The organism is Microbacterium sp. NPDC089321, from assembly GCF_040684935.1.
Classification (GTDB): Bacteria; Actinomycetota; Actinomycetes; order Actinomycetales; family Microbacteriaceae; genus Microbacterium.
In genome coordinates this window covers 810,744-828,025 of record NZ_JBFBGX010000002.1, presented here as the reverse complement: position 1 = coordinate 828,025, position 17,282 = coordinate 810,744, and the positions used below count along the sequence as shown (strand labels likewise).

At 69.0% G+C, this 17,282-nt stretch carries 13 protein-coding genes; 7 read left to right on the top strand and 6 right to left on the bottom strand.

From position 1 onward, the window contains the following. Positions 1-92: 92 nt before the first annotated feature. Positions 93-1,493, top strand: coding sequence for a hypothetical protein (locus AB0N59_RS11995; RefSeq protein WP_363483338.1), 1,401 nt, complete (start codon positions 93-95; stop codon positions 1,491-1,493). Between the two features lie 6 nt (positions 1,494-1,499). Here AB0N59_RS11995 and sucB read toward each other — a convergent pair whose 3' ends face one another. From sucB to AB0N59_RS11980, 3 genes are all read right to left on the bottom strand, one after another. Then, complete coding sequence (sucB, locus tag AB0N59_RS11990; RefSeq protein WP_363483335.1) at positions 1,500-3,257, bottom strand: 2-oxoglutarate dehydrogenase, E2 component, dihydrolipoamide succinyltransferase; 1,758 nt, start codon at positions 3,255-3,257, stop codon at positions 1,500-1,502. 72 nt (positions 3,258-3,329) lie between these two features. Further along, positions 3,330-4,703 (bottom strand): dihydrolipoyl dehydrogenase, encoded by a 1,374-nt coding sequence (gene lpdA, locus AB0N59_RS11985; protein ID WP_363483332.1) that lies wholly within the window; start codon positions 4,701-4,703, stop codon positions 3,330-3,332. After that, complete coding sequence (locus AB0N59_RS11980; RefSeq protein ID WP_363483329.1) at positions 4,703-6,178, bottom strand: leucyl aminopeptidase; 1,476 nt, start codon at positions 6,176-6,178, stop codon at positions 4,703-4,705. Before AB0N59_RS11980 ends, lpdA begins: the two co-directional genes overlap by 1 nt. Positions 6,179-6,289: 111 nt before the next feature. Between AB0N59_RS11980 and AB0N59_RS11975 the strand changes: the two genes are divergently transcribed. From AB0N59_RS11975 to AB0N59_RS11965, 3 genes are all read left to right on the top strand, one after another. After that, a complete protein-coding gene (locus AB0N59_RS11975) occupies positions 6,290-7,216 on the top strand; it encodes a PAC2 family protein (RefSeq protein WP_363483326.1) in 927 nt (308 codons plus the stop codon). A gap of 165 nt (positions 7,217-7,381) precedes the next feature. Beyond that, positions 7,382-8,641: an RNA polymerase sigma factor gene (locus AB0N59_RS11970; RefSeq protein WP_363483323.1), complete on the top strand. Its 1,260-nt coding sequence runs from the start codon at positions 7,382-7,384 to the stop codon at positions 8,639-8,641. Beyond that, entirely contained in the window at positions 8,638-9,339 is a 702-nt protein-coding gene (locus AB0N59_RS11965) for a coenzyme F420-0:L-glutamate ligase (RefSeq protein WP_363483320.1), read from the top strand. The genes AB0N59_RS11970 and AB0N59_RS11965 overlap by 4 nt, the downstream gene beginning before the upstream one ends. Positions 9,340-9,400: 61 nt before the next feature. On the opposite strand, the gene AB0N59_RS11960 is transcribed toward AB0N59_RS11965, so the two are convergent. Then, the gene (locus AB0N59_RS11960) at positions 9,401-10,423 is read right to left on the bottom strand and encodes a sugar-transfer associated ATP-grasp domain-containing protein (protein WP_363483317.1); all 1,023 of its coding nucleotides are present in this window, start codon (positions 10,421-10,423) and stop codon (positions 9,401-9,403) included. A gap of 59 nt (positions 10,424-10,482) precedes the next feature. Between AB0N59_RS11960 and AB0N59_RS11955 the strand changes: the two genes are divergently transcribed. Next, on the top strand, positions 10,483-11,172 hold the full coding sequence (locus AB0N59_RS11955) for an alanine racemase C-terminal domain-containing protein (protein WP_363483314.1): 690 nt from the start codon (positions 10,483-10,485) through the stop codon (positions 11,170-11,172). Further along, positions 11,169-12,203, top strand: coding sequence for an alanine racemase (locus tag AB0N59_RS11950; RefSeq protein WP_363483311.1), 1,035 nt, complete (start codon positions 11,169-11,171; stop codon positions 12,201-12,203). Before AB0N59_RS11955 ends, AB0N59_RS11950 begins: the two co-directional genes overlap by 4 nt. Before the next feature lie 23 nt (positions 12,204-12,226). Here the strand turns inward: AB0N59_RS11950 and AB0N59_RS11945 are convergent, their stop codons facing one another. Beyond that, entirely contained in the window at positions 12,227-12,436 is a 210-nt protein-coding gene (locus AB0N59_RS11945) for a hypothetical protein (protein ID WP_099196012.1), read from the bottom strand. Positions 12,437-12,615: 179 nt separating this feature from the next. Here AB0N59_RS11945 and AB0N59_RS11940 point away from each other — a divergent pair, with 179 nt between their 5' ends. Continuing rightward, positions 12,616-14,736, top strand: a complete 2,121-nt coding sequence (locus tag AB0N59_RS11940; RefSeq protein ID WP_363483307.1) for a DNA topoisomerase IV subunit B — start codon at positions 12,616-12,618, stop codon at positions 14,734-14,736. Between the two features lie 71 nt (positions 14,737-14,807). Here AB0N59_RS11940 and AB0N59_RS11935 read toward each other — a convergent pair whose 3' ends face one another. Beyond that, positions 14,808-17,246, bottom strand: a complete 2,439-nt coding sequence (locus tag AB0N59_RS11935; protein ID WP_363483304.1) for a DNA topoisomerase IV subunit A — start codon at positions 17,244-17,246, stop codon at positions 14,808-14,810. Between the last annotated feature and the right edge of the window lie 36 nt (positions 17,247-17,282).

Here is a 17,282-nt window from a genome sequence, read left to right as displayed (position 1 = left end):
GTTCTTCCTGCACAGCCTGCTGCGAGGTGGATTTCGTCCCCAGAGCGCGGGTTTCGGCTCCGTCGCCGGATGACGCGCGCTGGGATGGAGGGATGGATGAGACGGCAGTGCTGACACCGGGTGCACATCGGGCTATCCGGATGCTCGATCGGCAGGACTCCGCGTACGGCGGCGAGCTGATCACCGACGGCGAGCGGCGGGGCGTCCGAGTGGACGCTGAGACGGTACCGGACGCGCTGTGGGCCTTCGCGGGCGCCGAGCACGTCGTCGGCGTGCGCGATGTGGTGCGCAGGGCAGATGGGCACGACGCGGTGCTGCCGTGGTGCGCCGACAGGGTCGAGGTGTTCCTCGGGCGCCGAGCGGCGGCGGAGGCCCCTCTGTCAGCAGGGGAGACCGTGACGCTCGTGGGAAGCATGCTGCGGGGGGTCGTGGAGGTAGCCGACCGCAGCGTATCCGGCAGGTGGTGGCTGACGGGCGAGGCATGCCCGATCTTCGCTCCGGGGGAGGGCGCCGGCTGTGCAGAGGAGGCCGTCGCGATCGTCGCACGGCTGCGTGAAGGCAGCTCCGACCGCGCGATGGATCGCCTGCTGGGTGAGATCGCCGGTGCCGCGGGGGACTGGCGCGTGGTGGTGCGGTCGGCCGAGCGCTGGGAGAGCGAGTTGACCGAGCTCGCGGCGCCGCGTCCGCTCAGCCGTGAGGAGTTCGCTTCGGCATCGGTCGTGACGATCGAGACGCATCGCTCGCGGCAGCCCGTCGATGTCGGTGCGCCGGGGGAGCAGCCGGGTGCTGCCCGGCAGGTCTGGGCCCGGATCGCCGACCTGGCCGTCGGCGCGGGCCGGCGCGTGATCGAGCTCCTGCCCCGTCGACGCAGGGTCTGGCTCCGGCTCGGCGGTCAGAAGGCGGCTCACGGGGCGAAGGTCAGGCGGGGGCGCGTGCTGCTGGCCGGCGCAGCAGCTGCCGCGGTCGTGCTCGCAGGCGGGCTGATGTGGCCGCCCTCGGACTCGGATTCGGCGGCGACCGAGCATCCGAACGGCGCGACGGCAGATCAGCGGTCGTCGGAGGGCGGCAGTCGGCCGACCGCATCGCCGGGGGCGTCACCGGCGGCGGTTGCCACTCCCGAGGCGGACGGATCGCCCCCGGGTGCAGCGTCGACGCCGGATCCGTCGCCGACCCCTGATGCGCTGAAGGACGGCTCGGCGCAGCAACGGGCGGTCGCTCTGCTGGAGGACGTCGCCGATTGCGAGGAAGCCGGGGACGCCGTGTGCGAAGACGCCGTCGTCGATGGCTCCGGCGCCCTGGTGCAGAAGCGCCTCGCCGGAACGGACGTGAAGCGCCCGGTGACCGCTGTGGAGGACTACGGCGACGTCAGCGTGCTGCGACTCGGTCCGTCGGGGGATCGTGGCGAGCAGATGCTCGTGCTCGTACGGCAGAAAGACCGATGGCTGGTCCGCGACGTGTATGACGTCGCGGACCAGCCATCGGATGAGGACTGAGCGGGCTCAGATCCCGAGGTTCGCCGTGAACTCCGCCGACTCGAGACGGGTCTTGATCGCGCCGAGGAAGCGTGCAGCGTCCGCGCCGTCGATCGTGCGGTGGTCGTACGAGATCGCCAGGTAGACGTACGAGCGGACGGCGATGGCATCCACTCCGTCGACCGTCACGACGCCGGGGCGCTTGAAGACGACGCCGGTGCCGAGGATCGCCGACTGAGGCAGGAACACCAGGGGAGTGTCGAACAGCGCGCCGCGCGAACCCGTGTTGGTCACCGTGAAGGTGCCGCCGGCGAGCTCGTCGGGCTTCAGCTTGTTGTCGCGCGTGCGAGCCGCCAGGTCGGCGATCTCCTGCGCGAGCTGGGCGATGTTCTTGGTTCCCGCATCGCGCACGACGGGGGTCAGCAGGCCGCGCTCGGTGTCGACTGCGATCGAGATGTTCTCGCTCGGCGGGTAGACGATCGAGTCGCCGTCGACGGTCGAGTTGATGATCGGGAACGCCTGCAGCGCTTCGGCTGCTGCCAGGGTGAAGAACGGCAGGAACGACAGCTTCGCGCCGGTCTTCTGGTTGAACTCGTCCTTCTTCGCGCTGCGGAACGCGGCGAGTTTCGTGACGTCCACCTCCACGAACGTGGTCAGCTGCGCGGTCTGCTGCATAGATGCGACCGCGCGCTCGGCGACGACCTTGCGCAGACGCGACATCTTCTGCGTGGTGCCGCGCAGCGGCGAGACCTCGAGCGGCGCGGGCGCCGGAGCTGCGGCCTCAGCGGCAGGAGCCTGCGACTTCGACTCCGCCGCCTTGAGGACGTCCTCCTTGCGGATGCGTCCTCCGACACCGGTGCCGGTGACGGTCGACAGGTCGATACCCTGCTGGCTGGCCAGGCGTCGCACGAGCGGAGTCACGTACAGCGAGTCGGAGTCGGCCGAGGCGGATGCCTCAGCCGCCGGAGCTGCGGGCGCGGGAGCGGGAGCTTCTGCGGCGGGCGCCTGCTCCTTGGCTGCCGGTGCCGGAGCAGCTGCTTCGGCCGCGGGTGCCGGAGCTGCGGGGGCCGGTGCCTCAGCGGCGGGAGCCTCGGTCGCGGGAGCCTCAGCCGCGGGAGCCTCTGCGGCGGGTGCCGCGGCAGCCGGAGCGCCGGAGCCGATGCGGGCGAGCACAGCGCCGACCTCGACGGTCTCGTCCTCGTCAGCCAGGATCTCCTGCAGCGTGCCCGCGACGGGCGACGGGATCTCGGTGTCGACCTTGTCGGTCGAGATCTCGAGCAGAGCCTCGTCGACCGCGACATCGTCGCCGACCTGCTTCAGCCAGCGGGTGACGGTGCCCTCGGTGACGCTCTCGCCCAGCTCGGGGAGGACGACGTCCGTCGCATCTCCCGATGCAGCGGGGGCGGGCGCCTCGGCCTGGTCGGATGCCTGCGAGGCCTCGACCTCGTTCTCGGCAGGAGCAGCCGTGGACTGCGCCTCCTGAGCGGGTGCCTCCTCGGCGGCCGGAGCCTCCGCTGCGGGCGCGTCGCCGCCGGATGCTGCGCCGCTGCCGTCGCCGATGCGCGCGAGCAGCGCGCCGACCTCGACGGTCTCGTCCTCGGCGACGAGGATCTCCTCGATGACGCCGCTGACGGGGGACGGGATCTCGGTGTCGACCTTGTCGGTCGAGATCTCCAGCAGGCCTTCATCGGCCTGCACGGTGTCGCCGACCTGCTTCAGCCAGCGAGTGACCGTGCCCTCGGTGACGCTCTCCCCGAGTGCGGGAAGGACCACGGCTGTGCTCATGTCGAGTCTCCTTCGGAAAATTGTGATGCCCCCAGCTTAGTGACCTGGGAGTCTACGGATATTTGTGCGTTCCTACAGCGCGTGCAGCGGTTTTCCGGCGAGTGCGAGGAAAGCCTCGCCCAGCGCTTCGCTCTGCGTCGGGTGCGCGTGGATGAGCGGTGCGATGTCCTCGGGGTGCGCCTCCCAGGCGACCGCGAGCTGACCCTCGGTGATGAGCTCGCCGACGCGGTCGCCGAGCATGTGCACGCCGAGAACCGGGCCGTCTTTGCGTCGCACCACCTTGACGGTGCCGCCCGTGCCGATGATCTCGCTCTTGCCGTTGCCGGCGAGGTTGTACTCGTAGGAGACGACGCCGTCGGCGCCGTGGGCCGCCACGGCGGCCTCCTCGGTGATGCCGACCGAGGCCACCTCAGGGCTGCAGTAGGTGACGCGGGGGATCTGCGATTCCGGAAGCGTCGGCACCTCCATGCCGGCGATGCGCTCTGCGACCGCGATGCCCTGCAGGAACCCGCGGTGCGCGAGCTGCAGACCCGGCACGATGTCACCGACCGCCCATACGCCGGGAACGGCCGTGCGCAGCTGCTCGTCGACCGTCACGAAACCTCGCTCCAGGCCGACTCCGGCCTCCTCGAACCCGAGTCCTGCCGTGGCGGGACCGCGACCGACGGCGACGAGCAGGTAGTCGGCGCTGAAGGTCTTGCCGTCCTCGAGCGTCACCGTCACCTGGCTGTCGTCCTGCTCGGCCTTCTGGAACCGCGTGCCGAGCGAGTACGTGATGCCGCGGCGGCGGAACGCTCGCTCGAGGCCCATGCTCAGTGCGATGTCCTCGTTGGGCACGAGGTGGGGCAGGGCCTCGACGATCGTCACCTCGGCGCCGAACGACTTCCAGACGCTGGCGAACTCGACGCCGATGACACCGCCGCCGAGGATGATGACGCTGCTCGGCACCTCGTCGAGAGCGAGCGCGTGCTCGCTGGTGAGGATGCGGCCGCCGATCTCGAGACCAGGCAGCGAGCGGCTGTACGAGCCGGTCGCGAGGATCACATCTCCGCCGACGTAGCGGTCGTCGCCCACCACGACCGAGCGGTCGGCCTCCAGACGACCCTCCCCGCTCACCGTGGTGATGCCGCGGGCCTTGATCAGGCCCTCGAGTCCCTTGAACTTCTTGGCGACGATGCCCTCGCGGTACGCGCGCACGCCCGCCGCATCGACGGCCTCCAGGGTCGCCGTCACGCCGACCGAGGCGGCAGAACGGACGTGGTCCGCCACTTCGGCGGCGTGCAGCAGGGCCTTCGTGGGGATGCAGCCGCGGTGAAGGCAGGTTCCGCCGACCTTGTCCTTCTCGATGAGGGCAACCTTCTTGCCCAGCTCGCTGGCGCGGAGAGCTGCAGCGTACCCGCCGCTGCCTCCGCCCAGGATGACGATGTCGAACTCGTGCGTGGCCATCAGGACTCCGTGACCGATGCGCGTGCGAACGCGATGAGGGAGCGGACGGCGGCGCCGGTCGGTCCCTTCTCGGTGAAGCCGTAGGGTGCGCCCTTGTGCTCGCTGGACCCTGCGATGTCGAGGTGCACCCAGGGGATGCGCGGTGCGTCGTCGGCATCCGTCGTCCGGCCGATGAATCGCCGCAGGAAGAGCCCGGCGAACAGCGACCCGCCGGAGCGGTCGCCCATGTTCGCATTGATCATGTCCGCGATCTGCGAGTCGAGGCTCTCCTCCATGAACTCCGGGAGCGGCAGAGCCCAGGCGTCCTCGCCGACCGACTCGGCGGCGGCCAGGTACTCGGCGACCGCATCGTCGTCGCCCATGACGCCCGTGTGGCGCATCCCGAGGGCGACGATGATCGCCCCGGTGAGAGTCGCGACGTCGATGATGACATCGGGGTTCTCCCGGCTGGCGGCGACGAGGCCGTCGGCCATGACCAGGCGGCCCTCGGCGTCGGTGTTCAGGACCTCGACCGTCTGGCCGTCGAGCATCCGCAGCACATCACCGGGGCGGGTGGCGCGGCCGGAGGGCATGTTGTCGGCGATGCAGAGGAAGGCGGTGACGCGCACCGGGAGCCCGAGTGCGGCGATCGCGCGGAGTGCCGCCAGCGACGTCGCGGCCCCCGCCATGTCGAACTTCATGCCCACCATGCCGGTCGCCGGCTTGAGCGAGAGTCCGCCGGTGTCGAAGGTGATGCCCTTGCCGACGAGCGCGATGTGGCGAACGGCGTCCGAGGGGGAGTAGTCGAGGCGGACCAGGCGCGGGGGTCGATCCGAGCCGCGGCCGACGCCGAGGATGCCGCCGTAGCCCTGCTCCTCGAGCTGCTTCTCATCGAGGACCTCGACCGTGACCGGGAGGTCGGCGACGGCCTTCGCGGCCTCGTCGGCAAGCTGCGCGGGGCTCTGCCATTCGGCGGGCACCGACACGAGGTCCTTGACGAGGGCGACGGCGTCAGCCACCGTGCGAGCGTGCTCGAGGGCACCGTCGCCGATGGCTGCTGCGTGCAGGATGATGGTCTCGGCCCGGCTCGGCTTCTTCTCGGACCGGTAGTCGTCGAAACGGTAGCCGCCGAGCAGGGCGCCCTCCGCGGCGGCGTCCGCGTACTGGTCGAGGTCGCCGGCGAAGCCGATCGACACCGTCGCGAAGCCGGTCAGCGATCGGACGGCGGTGGCGACCGCATCGCGCACGGCGGCGGCGTCGGGCTGCTTGCCGGCGCTGACGACGGCGAGCGGCGTCGACGTCACTGTCGGCAGGTGCACGCGCGTGTATGCGGAAGGGGTTCCCTTGTACCCGATGCCTGCCAGGGTGTCGGCGAGGCCCTCGAACGCGCTCAGTGAGTCAGCGGCGGTGGAGGGATCGGGGATGACGAGCACTGCGGCGTCTGCGGTGCCTCCGGGGAACGGATCGGTCGTGTGCGAGATCACGGGAAGCGTCATGCCTCCATCCTATGGACGGCGACGCGCGCGACGCCGTGCGGGCGAAGCCGTGTTCGCTCTGAGCATTCACCTCGCCGCCCCCGGCCGGGACGCGCCTCGTAGCATGGACACATGCCGTCACCTGCAGACCTCTTCGAGTCGGTCCCCGGTGCGCCGGACGTGCCGACCGGCCTGCCCCTGGTCATCCTGCTCACCGGCTTCACCGACGCGGGCAGCGCGGTCGCCGGCCTGATCGACCACCTGAACGCCACCACCGATCCGACCCCGCTCGCGGTCTTCGACAACGATGTGCTGCTCGACTACCGCGCCAGGCGCCCGATCGTGCTGTTCGACCAGGACCACCTCACCGAGTACCGGCCGTCGAGGCTCGAGCTCTCCATCGCGCACGACGCGCTCGGGCAGCAGTTCCTGCTGCTGTCGGGCTACGAGCCGGACTTCGCGTGGAACGCCTTCGCCGGTGCGGTCGTCGATTTCGTCGAGGCGCTCCAGGTGTCGACCGTGACCTGGGTGCACTCGATCGCCATGCCCGTTCCGCACACCCGCCCGCTTGGTGTGACGGTCAGCGGCAACCGCCGCGACCTCACGGCGGTGCACTCCGTGTGGCGCCCCCGTACGCAGGTGCCTGCGACCGCCGCGCATCTGCTCGAGTTCCGACTGATCGAGAGCGACGTGCGCGTCGCGGGGTTCGTGCTGCTCGTGCCGCACTACCTCGCCGACACCGAGTATCCCGACACGGTCGTCACCGCCGCAGACAAGCTGATGGCGGGCACCGGGCTCGTGCTGCGGATGGATGCCGTCCATGAGCGCGGCGAGGAATTCCACGCCCGCGTCACCGAGCAGGTGCAGGGCAGCGAGGAGCTGATGCAGATGCTGCATGGGCTCGAGCAGCGCTACGACGCCTATATGGCGGGGCGCGAGGAGGCCGGAGAGGAGGCCGGGTTCGACGAGCGAGATCTGCCGAGCGCCGACGAGCTCGCCGCCGAGCTGGAGCGCTATCTGGCCACGCGGCGTCCGGGGGACGACGACAAGCAGCGCTGAGCCGACGCGCGGATCCCGCGAAGAGGAGCAACCAGTCGCCGGTGTGTGTGATAATGGATGCCTGACCCGTTGTCAACAGGCATTCCTCGCGAATGGACTTGACAAGGGTCTTACTAGTGTCCGAAACAGCTCGGAGCGTGTGCACCGCTCCGTGAAAGGCGAAACGTGACTCCTGCCACGAGCAAGAACTCCCGGACGACCAAGACGAAGACCGCTGTCGAGACCGAGTCCGCCGAGGTCGAGACGGTCGACGCCGCTGAGGCGGCGCCCAAGAAGGCGACGAAGGCGGCCGCCAAGGCTCCCGCGAAGAAGGCGCCTGCCCGCCGCACGGCGAAGAAGAAGGACGACGAGTCCGCCGAGGTCGAAGACGAGGCCGTCGAGACCGAGGACGCCGACGAGGAGGAGGGCGACAAGAAGCCCGCCTTCACCGAGCCGCTGCCGACCGGCGCGATCGTCCTCACCTCCAAGGACGAGGACGACGTCCCCGTCTACTCCACGCAGATCACCGGTGCCACGGCCGACCCGGTCAAGGACTACCTGAAGCAGATCGGAAAGGTCGCTCTGCTGAACGCGGCCGAAGAGGTCGAGCTCGCGATGCGCATCGAGGCGGGTCTCTTCGCCGAGGAGAAGCTGTCGACCATGTCGGCGGCAGAGAAGTCGAGCCAGCTCGGACTCGACCTGCAGTGGGTCGCGCGTGATGGTCAGCGCGCGAAGAGCCACCTGCTGGGCGCGAACCTGCGTCTCGTCGTCTCGCTCGCGAAGCGCTACACCGGCCGCGGCATGCAGTTCCTGGATCTGATCCAGGAGGGCAACCTCGGACTCATCCGCGCCGTCGAGAAGTTCGACTACACCAAGGGCTTCAAGTTCTCGACGTACGCCACCTGGTGGATCCGTCAGGCGATCACCCGCGCCATGGCCGATCAGGCCCGCACGATCCGCATCCCGGTGCACATGGTCGAGGTCATCAACAAGCTGGCGCGCGTGCAGCGCCAGATGCTGCAGGACCTGGGCCGCGAGCCCACGCCTGAAGAGCTCTCGCGCGAGCTCGACATGACCCCCGAGAAGGTCGTGGAGGTGCAGAAGTACGGTCGCGAGCCCATCTCGCTGCACACCCCCCTCGGCGAGGACGGCGACAGTGAGTTCGGCGACCTCATCGAGGACACCGAAGCAGTGGTTCCTGCCGACGCCGTCGGCTTCACCATGCTGCAGCGTCAGCTCGAGCAGCTGCTCGACTCGCTGTCCGAGCGCGAGGCCGGCGTCATCCGGATGCGCTTCGGGCTGGGCGACGGTCAGCCGAAGACCCTCGACCAGATCGGCGACACGTTCGGCGTCACGCGCGAGCGCATCCGCCAGATCGAGTCGAAGACGATGGCGAAGCTGCGTCACCCGAGCCGTTCGCAGTCGCTGCGGGACTACCTCGAATGATGTCGGAGGCCAACGAGGGCAAGGCCCTCACCGTCGAGGTCGGGGGCACGTCGTATCAGCGCATCCCGATCCGCACCCGGGTGGTCATGCCGGGCGACTCTCTCGAGGAGTTCATCCGCGAGTACGCTCCGGCGCACCTGCGCGACGGAGACATCCTCTTCGTCACCGAGAAGATCGTCGCGATCACGCAGGGGCGGTCGTTCCGCCTCGATGAGATCCAGCCGCGGCCACTGGCCCGCTTCCTGTCGAAGTACGTGACCCGAACGCCGTACGGCATCGGGCTCGGCATGCCGGAGACCATGGAGATGGCGCTGCGCGAGTGCGGCACTCCGCGCATACTGTTCGCCGCCGCGGTCTCGGCCGTGACGAAGGCGCTCGGCCGCAAGGGCGACTTCTACCGCATCGCGGGCGACAAGGCTCGGGCGATCGACGGACCGACCTCCGGCACCATCCCGCCCTACAACAAGGCTGTCGTGCTCGGGCCGGAGAAACCTCAGGAAGTGGCTCGCGCGCTTCAGGGGCTCCTGGGCGTCGAGGGTGTGGACGTCGCGGTCGTCGACATCAACGACATCGGCGGCAACATCCTCGGCTCGACACTGGATCGTGCGGGCGAGCAGCGTCTGGTCGAGATCCTGGGCGACAATCCCCTCGGTCAGGGACACCAGTCGACGCCCCTCGGCGTCATCCGTCGCGCCTGACGTTCAGGCGGCGCCGACATACGAGAATGGCCCGGGCATGTGCCCGGGCCTTTCTCGTATGTCAGTGGCCGATGGCCGCGCGATAGCGAGGGCGGTGGCCGGTGCGGATGCCCGACACGGACGGCTTGTTCTCGTACACGCCGGCGCCCCAGTTCCCCTCCACGAGCACGGGGCCGTTCGGAGTGATGACGAAGTCCCAGCCGACGTACTGCACCTGAGGCACGACGCGTGCGACCTCGTCGACGAATGCCCGCAGCTGATCCATCAGCGGCAGCTGGAAGTCGGCGATGCGGAAGCCCGAGTCGGGGTGGTCGACATGCACGTGACCGTGCGAGTCATAGCCTGCGGAGCGGGCGTGGCCGTCGTCGTCGAGCATGGTGTAGAAACCGCCGAAGCTCATCTGATCGCTGACCTCGCCTCGGCCGAACTTCTGGGCGATGGCCAGGATGTGCGTCTGCGTTCCATCGAAGAACGCGGTCACGCGCGTGGTGTTGACCGTGCCGGGGCAGACGGCGGCGAGGTCTGCGTGCTGCACGATGACCTCCTCGAGCAGAAGCTCGCCGTGCTCGAGGCGGTCGCGGTGGAACGCCTTCCAGTCGGTGACGTCGGCGGCGTGGTAGCGGCGCACGCCGCTGCCTGCCTGACCCATGGGCGTCTTGGCGATGACGGTTCCGTGCTTCGAGACGAACCGCTCGACGGCATCCGCGTTCGACTCGTCGATGATCATCCACTCGCGACGCAGATAGGCGTCGAACACCTTGTTGAACTCGATCTTGTCGTGGAAGAAGTGCCGGTACTCGGGGGCGTCGAAGCGCTGCGAGTACTGGTTCGAGATGGGGTGGGTCATGTACGTCTCGCGCTCTGCCTTCGACAGGATCGCGAAGTCGAAGTCGACGTAGTCCTGGAAGCCGACGTTGTGCCGCGCGGCGCTCCAGATCATGTCGGCGACGACGGCGGGCACCGGCTTGCCGTGCTCTGCACGCACCTCCCTCGCGCGGGTGAGGACGGACCCGACGTCGATTCGGGTGGCGCGCTGAACGAGGTAACGAAGGCGGGGGGCGAGGCCCAGGCCCTTGGCTGGCATGCACATCTCCAGTCGGTGTCGGAAGATTCCAGTCTACGTGCGAGCGGTACTGTGGATGTGTGAGCCCAACCGCCAGCAGCAGTCTTCCGCGCGCTCTGGTGTCGAAGGAGGCTCTCCGGTCCGGCGCCGAGGCGGTGCTGGCGCGGGGCGGGTCGGTGATCGACCTGAGGGCGGATGCCTGGGGCCACGGGGTGGTCGAGGCGGCTCGGATCGTGCTCGACGCCGGCGCATCCGCCGTGCTCGTCGACCAGGTCGACCTGGCTCCTCTGACGGAGCTCGGGATGCAGGCCACGTGCAACGCGTCGCCCGACGCGGATTCGAGCATCCTGTTCGGCCTGCCCGGATCCGGAGTGCGACCGGCGCTGCGCCTGACGGGCGCGGTGCTCTCCACCAAGCCTCTCGATATCGGCGACGGCGTGTCTTACGGCTATCTGTACCGCGCCTCGCGCAGGACGCGTGTCGCGCTCGTCACGGGCGGGTACGCGCAGGGCATCGTGCGTTCGCTGGGCAACAGGGCCCACGTCGAGATCCGCGGCGGCCTGCATCCGATCGTCGGACGCGTCGCGATGGACGTGTGCGTGGTCGAGATCGGCGACGCGCTGATCGAGGAGGGTGACGAGGTCACCTACTTCGGCGGAGACGGTCCTGCCGCACAGCACCTCGCCGAATGGAGCAGCATCACCGGTCTCACCGCGGCCGAGCTGGTCACCGTGGCCGGCATGAACGCGCGAAGGGAGCACACCGCATGAACTCCGTGCCCGAGCTCACGATCTCGCGGTCTGCGCTGCGTTCGAACATCGCCGCCGTCGCCGCACAGGTCGCGCCGAGCGAGGTGATGCTCGTCGTGAAGGACGACGCGTACCGTCATGGTCTCGACTGGGTGGTGAAGGCCGCTGATGATGTGCGCTGGTTCGGCTCGTACGATGTGGCCACCGCGTTGCGCATCCGCGCGCTGCGAGATGATGCGCGGGTGTTCGCCTGGGCCATCTCGTCCGGTGAGGAGGTCGCTTCGGCGATATTTGCCGACATCGACCTCGGCGTCGGCACGGTCGGATATCTGCAGCGCGTCATCGAGACAGCCGCCCGCCTCGGCCTGACCGCGCGCGTGCATCTGAAGATCGACACCGGGCTGCACCGCAACGGTGTGCGACCCGAGGAGTGGTCAGGTTTCGTGAAGAAGGCCATGGAGGCGCAGCAGCGCTCCGCCATTCGTGTCGTGGGTATCTGGAGCCACCTGAGCGAGGCCAGTGACGCCGACGACGATGACTCGGCGGCCGTCTTCCGCGCAGCGACCGCCGAACTCCGCGAAGCCGGGGCCGAGCTCGAAGCCGAGCACCTGACGGCGTCTGCGGCGTCGTGGTGGCGCCCCGAGCTCCGTGGGACTCTCAGCCGCATCGGGGCGTTCTGCTACGGCATCCGCTCGGGTGACGGCCCGCAGATCCCCGGCGTCGCGCCCATCGCCACGCTCACCGCATCCGTCGACCGCGTGGACGCCGATCGTGTGGAGATCGGCCTGGGAGCTCTGCACGGGCTGCCGTCCACCCTCGTAGGCCAGAGCGTGTCGACACCGGGAGGCGTGCGACGTCTCATCGATATCGGAGCGCACAGCAGTGTCGTGGAGAGCTGGGACTTCGCCCAGGTCGGCGATCGGGTGCGGATCCACGGCTCGGGCGAACACGGCGAAGCCGACGTGACGGCGCTCGGCGAGCGCATCGGCTCCATCGGCGAGGAGATCGCCCTGCGACTGTCGCCGCGCGTGCGGCGCGTCGTCGTCGACTGACGCGCCGCGCCCGGCGGCCGCGCTCAGGCCTCGATGAGACGGGCGGTCTCGTCGTGCCACGATGTGGCGACGGCGCGCAGCTTCTCTTCGTACTTGCGTCCGTGGTGCGCGCAGAACAGCATCTCGGTGCCGTTGACCTCGGCGGCGATGTAGGCCTGCGCTCCACAGGAGTCGCAGCGGTCCATCGCGGTGAGGCGGTACTCGACGGTCTCGCGCTCAGTCGTGGCGTTCATCTCGGTGCCTCCTCAGCGATCAGATCCTTTGAGATCGTGCTCAATACAACCACGCGCTGCCTGTGTGCATGCCCGTATCGCGGCGTGTTTCGCTGTGCGCGTACGCACACCGCTCGCACTTGCGGGGCCGGGAGTGTCGTGGACGGCGGCGTCGGCGCCCCGAAATAGAATCGATCATTGTGACTGCCGAGTATTCCGCCCACCATCTCCAGGTTCTCGAGGGCCTCGAGGCCGTGCGCAAGCGGCCCGGCATGTACATCGGCTCGAACGGCTCCCCGGGCCTCATGCACTGCCTCTGGGAGATCATCGACAACTCCGTCGACGAGGCGGTCGCCGGCAACGGCGCGAAGATCGACATCACGCTGCATGACGACGGCAGCGTGGAGGTCGCCGACCGCGGTCGCGGCGTGCCTGTCGACGTCGAGCCGCGCACCGGCCTCACCGGCGTCGAGGTCGTCTACACGAAGCTGCACGCCGGCGGCAAGTTCGGCGGCGGATCGTATGCGGCCTCCGGCGGCCTGCACGGGGTCGGCGCGTCCGTCGTGAACGCCCTGTCAGAGCGTCTCGACGTCGAGGTCGATCGCGGCGGCAAGACGTATGCGATGTCGTTCCACCGCGGTGAACCCGGTGTGTTCGCCGACGACGGCGAGCCCCGTCCCGACGCCCCGTTCACCCCGTTCGAGCAGCGCAGCGAGCTGCGCGTCGTCGGCAAGGTCGCGAAGGGTGTCACAGGAACCCGCGTGCGCTACTGGGCCGACCGCCAGATCTTCACGAAGGATGCGGCGTTCCAGCTGTCCGAGCTCGAGACGCGCGCACGTCAGACCGCTTTCCTCGTGCCGGGGCTCGAGCTTCAGATCCGCGATGAGCGCCCGCTCTCGACCCCGTCGTCCGAGGGAGAAGCGCCCGCAGAGCCTCGGATCACGTCGTATCTCTACGAGGGCGGCATCTCGGAGTTCGTCGAGTTCCTCGCATCCGATGCGCCGGTGACCGACACCTGGAGGATCCAGGGCAGCGGCCGGTTCACCGAGACGGTTCCCGTGCTGCAGCCCGACGGGCACATGAAGGCGACCGAGGTCGAACGCGAGTGCGAGGTCGATGTGGCCCTCCGCTGGGGCACCGGCTACGACACGACGGTCCGCTCGTTCGTGAACATCATCGCGACACCGAAGGGCGGCACGCACCAGCAGGGCTTCGAGCAGGAGCTGTTGAAGACACTGCGCACCCAGGTCGAGCAGAATGCCCGCCGTCTGAAAGTCGGCAACGACAAGCTCGAGAAGGATGACGTGCTCGCCGGTCTGACCGCCGTGCTCACCGTCACCGTCCCCGAACCGCAGTTCGAAGGGCAGACGAAGGAGGTGCTCGGCACACCCGCCGTGCGCACGATCGTCGCCCAGGTGGTGCGCAAGCAGCTCGCCGAGCGCTTCGCCTCGACCAGACGCGACGACAAGAACCAGGCGTCGATGCTGCTCGACAAGATCGTCTCCGAGATGAAGGCGCGTGTCTCCGCTCGTGCGCACAAAGAGACGCAGCGCCGCAAGACCGCTCTCGAATCGTCGTCGCTGCCGGCCAAGCTCGTCGACTGCCGCTCGAACGACGTCGAGCACAGCGAGCTGTTCATCGTCGAGGGCGACTCGGCGCTGGGCACCGCCCGCCACGCGCGCAACAGCGAGTTCCAGGCGCTGCTGCCGATCCGCGGCAAGATCCTCAACGTGCAGAAGGCGTCGATCAGCGACATGCTCGGCAACGCCGAGTGTGCCGCGATCATCACCACGATCGGGGCCGGCTCCGGCCGCTCGTTCGATCTCAGCGCTGCCCGCTACGGCAAGGTCATCCTCATGAGCGATGCCGATGTCGACGGCGCGCACATCAGGACCCTGCTGCTCACCCTCTTCTTCCGCTACATGAGGCCGCTCGTCGAAGCCGGGCGCGTGTACTCCGCCGTGCCGCCGCTGCATCGCGTGATCGTGATGAACCCCGGCTCGAAGCCGAACGAGACCATCTACACCTACTCCGAGGCCGAGCTGCACGCGCTGCTGGCGAAGCTGCAGAAGGCGGGCAAGCGCTGGCAGGATCCGATCCAGCGCTACAAGGGCCTCGGAGAGATGGATGCCGATCAGCTGGCGAATACGACGATGGAGAAGTCCGGTCGTCTGCTTCGTCGGGTCACGATCGAGGATGCGGAGTCGGCCGACGCCGCCGTGCGCACCTTCGAGCTCCTCATGGGCAGCGAGGTGGCCCCGCGCCGCGAGTTCATCATGAGCTCGAGCGATCGGCTCAGCCGCGAATCCATCGACGCCTGACATTCAGCGCGTCGGGCGCCCTCCGGCGCGCCTGAACAGGCCGGACGGCGCCGAGTGAGCTCCAGCGCGTGTCAGCCGATGACGGTGCCGACCGACCCGATCACCGCATCGAGCGGCTGACCCGAGCCATCCCGCTTCGCCCCCGACGGCGGAAGCACACGCGCTGCTCCGTCTGTGCCGATGGCGCGGGGTTCGACGCCCACCCAGGCGAGTCGCAGGCCGTCCTCGCCCTTGAGTAGGGCGTGCGCACGCACTCCTCCCGTGGCACGGCCCTTCGCGGGGAACTCGGCGAACGCCGACACCTTCGCGCGTCCGGCATCCGCCCCCGCGAGAGTCCCCTCGGAACCCGAGACCGTGACGACCACGGCGTCGTCGGCTGACGCGACGACGGTGAACGAGATGACCTGGCCCTTCGCGCTCAGCTTCATGCCCGCCATCCCGCCGGCGGGCGCGCCCTGGGGGCGAACGCTCGACGCAGGGAAGTGCAGCAGCTGCGCATCCGAGGTGACGAACACCAGCTCCGTGTCATCGGGTGCCGGCGCGGCACCCACAACGACGTCTTTCGGCTTCAGCCCGATGATCTCGAGCTCGGGGCGCACCGGGAGCGCGGAGGGGACGATGCGCTTGACCACGCCGTCCTTCGTGCCCAGAGCGAGGGGAGTGTCGTCGTCGAAGCGGATCAGAGCGACGCCCCGCTCGGTGCGGTCCGTGATGCCGAGATAGTCGGAGATGGGGACTCCCGCTCCCAGCCCGACCGACGTGGCAGGAACCGCGGGGATGTCTACGGGCGTGAAGCGCACGACCCGGCCGGCGGTGGTGACGGCACCGATCTCGCTGCGCGTGGTCGTCTCGAGTCGCGCCTGGATCGCATCGTGCTTGCTGCGGCGGGCGGGCGTCGTGATGGTCGCGCCCTGTTCGAGATCGACGCGGACGGCTCGGCCCGTGGTCGACAGCAGCAGGGTCGTCGGGGCGTCGGCGATCTGCAGGTCGGCCGCCGACTTGGTCGTGCGGGTCTTCGGCGGCGCCGCGTTGAGGAGCAGCGTGCGACGGTGCGTGCCGAACTGCTCAGCCACGGCGTCGAGCTCCTTGGCGACCTGTGCGCGGACGAGTGCGGGATCCGCGAGGAGCGTCTCGAGCTCGGCGATCTCCGCGAGCAGCTTGTCACGCTCGGCCTCGAGCTCGAGGCGCGAGAACTTGGTCAGGCGGCGCAGGCGCAACTCGAGGATGTACTCGGCCTGCACCTCGTCGAGCTCGAACACCTGCTGGAGTCTGGCGCGCGCGGTCTCGGAGTCGTCGGAGGAGCGGATGACCTGGATGACCTCGTCGATGTCGAGGATGGCCAGAAGAAGTCCTCGAACCAGGTGCAGGCGCTCGTTGCGTCGGGCCAGGCGGTAGCGGCTGCGACGCGTGACGACCTCGATGCGGTGCTGCAGGTACACCCGCAGCAGCTCCTTGAGTCCGAGGGTTCGGGGCTGACCGTCGACCAGCGCGACGTTGTTGATCGAGAACGAGTCCTCGAGCGGGGTGAAGCGGAACAGCTGCTCGAGCACGGCTGCCGGGTCGAACCCGGTCTTCACGGTGATGACGAGACGCAGGCCGTTCTTGCGATCAGTGAGGTCCTGCACGTCGCTGATGCCCTGCAGCTTCTTGGCACCGACGGCGTCCTTGAGCTTCTCGATGACGCGTTCGGGGCCCACCTGATACGGCAGCTCGGTGACGACGATGCCGGTCTTGCGCGGCCCCAGCGGCTCGATCGAGGTCTTGGCGCGCAGCTTGAAGGCACCGCGGCCCGTCTCGTAGGCGTCCTTGACGCCGTCGAGCCCCATGAGGATGCCGCCGGAGGGGAAATCGGGCCCTGGCACGAACTCCATGAGCTCGGCGGTCGACGCATCGGGGTTCTCGAGCAGATGGGTGGCTGCGGCGACGACCTCGATGAGGTTGTGCGGGGCCATGTTGGTCGCCATGCCGACGGCGATGCCGCTGGCGCCGTTGACGAGGAGATTCGGGAACGCTGCGGAGAGCACGGCGGGCTGCTGGAACTGCCCGTCGTAGTTGGGCACGAAGTCGACGACGTCCTCGTCGAGGCTCTCGGTCATAGCCAGCGCCGATGCCGCGAGGCGCGCTTCGGTGTAGCGGGAGGCGGCGGGTCCGTCATCGAGCGAGCCGAAGTTGCCGTGGCCGTCGACGAGCGGCACCCGCAGGGCGAAGTCCTGTGCGAGGCGCACCAGGGCGTCGTAGATCGCGGAGTCGCCGTGAGGATGCAGCTTTCCCATGACCTCGCCGACGACGCGGGCGCTCTTCACGTGCCCTCGATCGGGTCGAAGGCCCATCTCCGCCATCTGATAGAGAATGCGTCGCTGCACGGGCTTGAGTCCGTCGCGGGCATCGGGGAGGGCACGCGAGTAGATGACGGAGTAGGCGTACTCGAGGAACGAGCCCTGCATCTCCTGGGACAGGTCGATGTCCTGGATGCGCTCCTGAACGGGCTCGGATGGCGAGGGCTTTGGCATGGACTTCCTGCTGGTCGCTCGGGGCGGGCTCGCGAC